Origin of the sequence: Segatella oulorum F0390 (assembly GCF_000224615.1) — a bacterium.
In the GTDB taxonomy this organism is placed as follows: domain Bacteria; phylum Bacteroidota; class Bacteroidia; order Bacteroidales; family Bacteroidaceae; genus Prevotella; species Prevotella oulorum.
The window spans coordinates 224,106-229,816 of record NZ_JH114215.1 but is presented as its reverse complement, the minus strand read 5'-3'; the positions used below and the strand labels follow the sequence as shown (position 1 = coordinate 229,816).

General features: G+C 50.8%; 4 protein-coding genes and 1 pseudogene. 4 read left to right on the top strand and 1 reads right to left on the bottom strand.

The annotated features are described in order from the left end of the window. The 4 genes from HMPREF9431_RS13335 to HMPREF9431_RS00940 form a co-directional block, all read left to right on the top strand. Nucleotides 1-326: hypothetical protein (locus HMPREF9431_RS13335; protein WP_231287672.1), on the top strand; the 326-nt coding region annotated here is incomplete at its 5' end. 119 nt (nt 327-445) lie between these two features. Continuing rightward, nucleotides 446-1,372 carry a magnesium transporter CorA family protein gene (locus tag HMPREF9431_RS00950; protein WP_004379170.1) on the top strand — a complete coding sequence of 309 codons (927 nt, stop codon included), beginning with the start codon at nt 446-448 and terminating at the stop codon, nt 1,370-1,372. Between the two features lie 138 nt (nt 1,373-1,510). Beyond that, nucleotides 1,511-3,313: a DUF349 domain-containing protein gene (locus HMPREF9431_RS00945; protein WP_004379169.1), complete on the top strand. Its 1,803-nt coding sequence runs from the start codon at nt 1,511-1,513 to the stop codon at nt 3,311-3,313. A gap of 236 nt (nt 3,314-3,549) precedes the next feature. Beyond that, entirely contained in the window at nt 3,550-4,848 is a 1,299-nt protein-coding gene (locus HMPREF9431_RS00940) for an NAD(P)/FAD-dependent oxidoreductase (protein WP_004379168.1), read from the top strand. 131 nt (nt 4,849-4,979) lie between these two features. Here the strand turns inward: HMPREF9431_RS00940 and HMPREF9431_RS00935 are convergent. Continuing rightward, a pseudogene (locus HMPREF9431_RS00935) lies at nt 4,980-5,711 on the bottom strand (hypothetical protein); the annotation flags it as partial.

Genomic DNA, 5,711 nt, shown 5'->3' with positions numbered 1-5,711 from the left:
TTTCTGCGCCGCAGGGTTGCAAGTCCAAAAATAATGGATTTTTTCTGCGCCGCAGGGTTGCACGTCCAAAAATAATGGATTTTTTCTGCGCCCGAGGGTCAAGCGTCAAAAAAAAACGAGTTTTTTCTGCGCCCGAGGGTCGCGCGTCAAAAAAAAATGGATTTTTTCTGCGCCGCAGGGTTGCAAGTCAAAAAACGATGGCCGTTTTCTGCCAACGGAGGCTAACAGGGGAAAAATCGTATGGTTTCACGGCTTCCTCCGACATATTTTCATTCGCAACCGCTTCGCAATTCGGCAAAAATACCTACCTTTGCATAGCAAAATAGAAAACTTCAACTGATTTAATGGACGATTATCATTCGGAAACTTATGGTTCATAGGCGTGAAGTTTAGCGCAACGCAGCTAATCTCCACACCTTAACATCACAAAAGGAGATTAACTGAAATGAGAACTTTTTGGAACATCAATCAGAACTTAACGCCACAAAAAGAGTGGCAGCCAAATTGCTGGATTCAGGTGACGTGCCCCACGGACGAGGACCAGGAATATTTGGAGCAGGAATTCCACATCCCCGATTATTTCCTGTCGGACATCAGCGATACCGATGAGCGCGCGCGTTATGAATATGACGACGGCTGGATGCTCATCATTCTGCGCATCCCCTATGTAAAGGAAGTGAGGTCGCGCACCCCCTACACCACCGTGCCGCTGGGCATCATCCACAAGAAGGATGTCACCATCACGGTGTGCTATTTCGAAACCAACATGATGATTGATTTCGTGAGCTATCAGCAAAAGCGCCGTGAGGGCTTCATCGATTATGTCGACCTCATCTTCCGGCTCTTCCTCTCGAGCGCTGTGTGGTATCTGAAACGATTGAAGCAGATTAACAACCTCATCGAAAAAGCCAAACACAACTTAGACCAAGAGGTGAACAACGAAAGCCTCATCGGGCTGAGCCGGCTGCAAGACTCGCTCACCTACTTCATCACTTCGATTCGCGGAAACGAAACGCTGCTGCAAAAGCTGAAGTTCAAACTGCAAGTGGACGAGCTCGATGCCGACCTCATCGAAGACGTGGGCATTGAGATGACGCAGGCACGCGAAACCACCAACATCTATTCCGACATCTTGGAATCGACGATGGAGACCTATTCGAGCATCATCAACAACAACATGAACACCGTGATGCGTACGCTGACCTCGGTGAGCATCATCATGATGTTTCCCACGCTCATCTCAAGCCTCTTTGGCATGAACCTCATCAACGGCATGGAGACCAGCTCGTGGGGGTTCATCATCGCCATCATCATCTCGGTGATTGTTTCGGGGGCTTCGTGGTGGTTGCTGCGCCGAAAACGACTGATATAAAGTGTAAAAATCGTGCATCACAACCGAAAAAAGAATGATATTATTAGGCACTTACAGTTTTTTTATATAAGTTTGCATGGTATTTCTGATTGCGTCATGCAATGAAAAACGAAGATCATAAACTAAAACAGTGAAACGATGAATGCTCAAGAGAATGTTAAGGTGAACGAGTCAACGGCCGAACAACAACCGCAAGAAGTGAATGCTGCGCCACAAACGCAGGAGGAAACAGCGAAACGGACTTATCACAGCAAAGCTGAAGTGGTTGAAAGACTCAAAGAAATTGTGGGGAACCACGAAAATCCCACGAAAGAAGAAATCGATCAACTCAAAACAACGTTCTATAAAATGCACGTGGCCGAACGTGAAGCGCAGCAGCGCGAATATCTTGAACAGGGTGGCGATCCCGAGAAATACGTCTTCGTGCCCGATGAGTTGGAAGAGGTTTTCAAGGCCGAAATGAGTGTGATTAAGGAACGGCGCACCCAGCTCTTCCTGCAACAGGAGGCCGAAAAGCAGGAAAACCTTCAGAAGAAACTCCATATCATTGAGCGCATCAAAGAAATGGGTGCCTCGCCCGAAGAGGCCAATAAGAATTATAACGAACTGAAAAAGCTGCAACAAGAATGGAAGGAAATCAAAGCCGTTCCTGCTGAGAAGGCAAACGAATTGTGGCGCAACTATCAACTGCATGTCGAATGCTTCTACGACCAATTAAACTTAAATCGTGAGGCACGCGAATATGATTTCAAAAAGAATTTAGAAAAGAAAACGCATCTTTGCGAAGCAGCCGAGAAGTTGGCCGAAGAAAAAGACGTCGTCAGTGCTTTCCACCAATTACAGGAACTCCATCAGCAATATCGCGAGACGGGCCCTGTTGCAAAAGATATTCGCGAAGAGATTTGGGCACGATTCAAAGCGGCATCGACAGCCATCAACAGACGCTATCAGCAACATTTCGAGGAGCTTCGTGCGAAAGAAGAAGAGAATCTGCAACGCAAAACAGCCCTTTGCGAACAAGTAGAGGCCATTGCAAAGGTCGAAAACAAGACACCTTCCGAATGGGAAAAGCAGACGAAAGCCATCATTGCGCTGCAGGCTGATTGGAAGAAGATTGGCTTCGCGCCACAGAAAATGAACGTAAAAATCTTCGAGCGTTTCCGTGCTGCCTGCGATGTTTTCTTCAGTCAGAAGGCCGCTTTCTTCAAGAACTTAAAGCAGCAAGCCCACGAAAATATTGCCAAGAAGAAGGCACTCATCGAACAAGTGGTGGCCTTGCAAGACAGCACCGAATGGCAAAAGACCACACAGAAAATCATCGCCCTGCAAAAAGAATGGAAGACCATCGGCACCATGCCCAAGAAAGTGGGCGACGAACTGTGGAAAGATTTCCAGACGGCTTGCAACAAATTCTTCGAAGCGCGCCACGCTGCACACGCCGATGTGCATAGCGACGAGCGCGAAAACCTGAAGCAAAAGAAGGCCATCATCACGCAACTCAAAGCCTTATTGGACGATGCCGGCGAAGGATTGCACGAAAAGGTGCAGGCGCTGGTCGAGCAATATAACAAGGTGGGTCACGTGCCGTTTAAAGAAAAGGACAAGCTCTATCAGCAATACCACGAGGCAATCAACAAGCTCTATGATGGCTTGCATGTTGAAATCGCTAAGAAGCATCTCGACAATTTCAAAACCAATCTGCAAGACATGGCGAAACGCGGCAGCGAAACACTCGACAATGAGCGCGGAAAACTGCTCCGCCGCTATGAAAGTTTAAAGCAAGAGATCATCACCTACGAAAACAATTTGGGTTTTCTCAACAGCAACAGCCGCAAAGGAAACAGCCTCATTGAGGAGATGAACCGCAAAGTGCAACGCCTGAAAGACGAGATGGAACTCACCAAACAAAAGATAAAGGCCATCGACAAAGAAAATCAATAGCTGCGCTTGCGACGCTAAGGCGCCGTCACACACAGCAGACCACTCGGGGCGAAGATGCAACTCCACATCTCCGCCCCGTTTTCTTTCGCCGCTTTCTACCGCCAAATCTTCCCCACGCGCCCTCCATTCACAACAAATCCTACCCATTCTTTTCGACAAGAAGCTGCACATTTCGGCTGAAAAAGCAGTAACTTTGTGCACGAAAAGGTAAAAAGATTGTAAAACATTCAACGGATATGAGAGCAAACATACGGAGAAATCTCCTGCACAGAATAGTGATTGTGGGTGGCGGATTAGGCGGCCTCAAGATGGCCATGAGCCTAAGAAACAAAGGCTATCAGGTGGTTTTAATCGACAAAAACAACTACAACCAGTTTCCACCCCTCATCTATCAAGTCGCCTCGTCGGGCATCGAGCCCAGCAACGTGTCGTTCCCCTTTCGCCGCATTTTCCAAGGCTGCGAAAACTTTTTCTTCCGCATGGGCGAAGTATTGGCCATCGACGAGCAGGAAAAAGCCATCAAAACAACCTTCGGCACGGTGCACTACAACGACCTTGTCTTGGCTGCCGGTGCAACGACCAACTTCTTTGGCAATGCGCATTTCGAGCACAACACCCTGCCGATGAAGACGGTCGACGACGCCATTCATCTGCGCAACACAATTTTAGAACGTTTAGAAGCTGCCGAAACCGAAGACAACCCCGAACGCCGACAAGCACTCATGAACATTGTCATCGTAGGCGGTGGACCATCGGGCGTTGAAATTGCAGGTGCATTGGCCGAGATGAAACGCACCATTCTCCCACGCGACTACGCCGATTTAGATGCCTCAAAGATGCACATCTACCTCATCAATGCGGGCGACCGGCTACTCTCTGCCATGGACAAAACCTCGTCGGCCAAAGCCGAAAAGGGACTCGAAGAGCTCGGGGTTGAAATCATGAGCGGTTGCATGGCGCTTGATTATGCCAACGGCCAACTGCTTTTGAAAGACCACGCGTCCATCGCTTCCGAGACAGTGATTTGGGTGAGCGGCATCAAAGCCAACACCATCGAGGGCATCCCCGCCACAAGCATCGGACGTGGTGGCCGCATCGTCGTCGACCGCTTCAACCGCGTGAAAGGCATGACCGATGTTTATGCCATTGGTGACCAATGTCTGATAGAAGGCGACGCGGCCTATCCACACGGCCATCCGCAATTAGCACAAGTAGCCATTCAGCAGGCGGCCAACGTGGCCCATAATCTCGAACGGCAGCAAGAGGGCAAACCCATGCGTCCCTTCAACTACAACAACCTCGGCGTCATGGCCACCATTGGCCGCAAAAAGGCCGTGGTCGAAATCGGCAAATTAAAGTTCGGAGGATTCTTTGCCTGGCTGCTTTGGCTCGTTGTCCATCTACGCTCCATCTTGGGCGTGCGCAACAAAACCATCGTCCTGCTGAATTGGATGTGGAGCTATCTCAACTACAAACAAAGTCTACGCCTCATCTTCAAGTCCAAGGAAGAGCAACAAGAAGACCTTGCACTATAAGCACCCTCCCACACACACATCGGGGGCGGGAATGCATCGCGCACTCCCGCCCCCATTACTTAAAATAAAAAAGTGTGTGTATGTTATGATTTCAGTGTCACCGTGGATGACGTCATTTGTTTTAAAACAAGTTATTCTTTCGGCGTCACCGTGGCCGAACCTTGGCCGCCGCCGGGTTTGTTACCACCAGGATTGCCCGAGCCGCCGTTCTTTCCATCGCCCGACGGATTGCTGCCACCATTGCCACTGGGATTGCCGCCATCGCCCGCACCGCTGCTGCCGGAAGGTTGCTTGCCACCCGCACCGCCACCGGGTTGCTTGCCATCATCCGAAGGCTTTTTGCCGTCCGAGCCATGGTTGCCGCCCTTGGGTTTCACTGTGGCCGAGCCGCTGCCACCTGCTGTCGGCTTTGTTTTGATGGCCACCAACCGGCCATTGGTCACCCGCACCCACAGCGTCTTACCCGTGCTGGCCACACGCAGTTCGTAGCGCAGTTCGCTGTTGCGGTTCAAGGTGCGACCGGTGAAGGTCACGTCGCCTGCCGCATAGCCCGCCGCCGTGGTGAAGGTGGGCAGCAAGGGGTCGATGAACCGGTGGTTGCTCTCCAGCTCCATGGCGCGCGCGATGGCCTTCTGCGCCTCGCTCGCCTTGCGGCTCGTGGCATAGCGGGCGAGCACGGCGTTGATGTTGTCCACCAGCGTGGCAATCATCTGTTTGTCGGCCACGGTGGTGGCGTAGCAGAAGGCCGCCTCGACATTGCCGCGCACCTCGTAGAATGCCTCGTCGGTCAGCGGACGCAATGCACTCGTCGACGAAAGCCCCGGTTTATCGGTGCCATCGATGCGTTTCAGCTCCAACTGCTC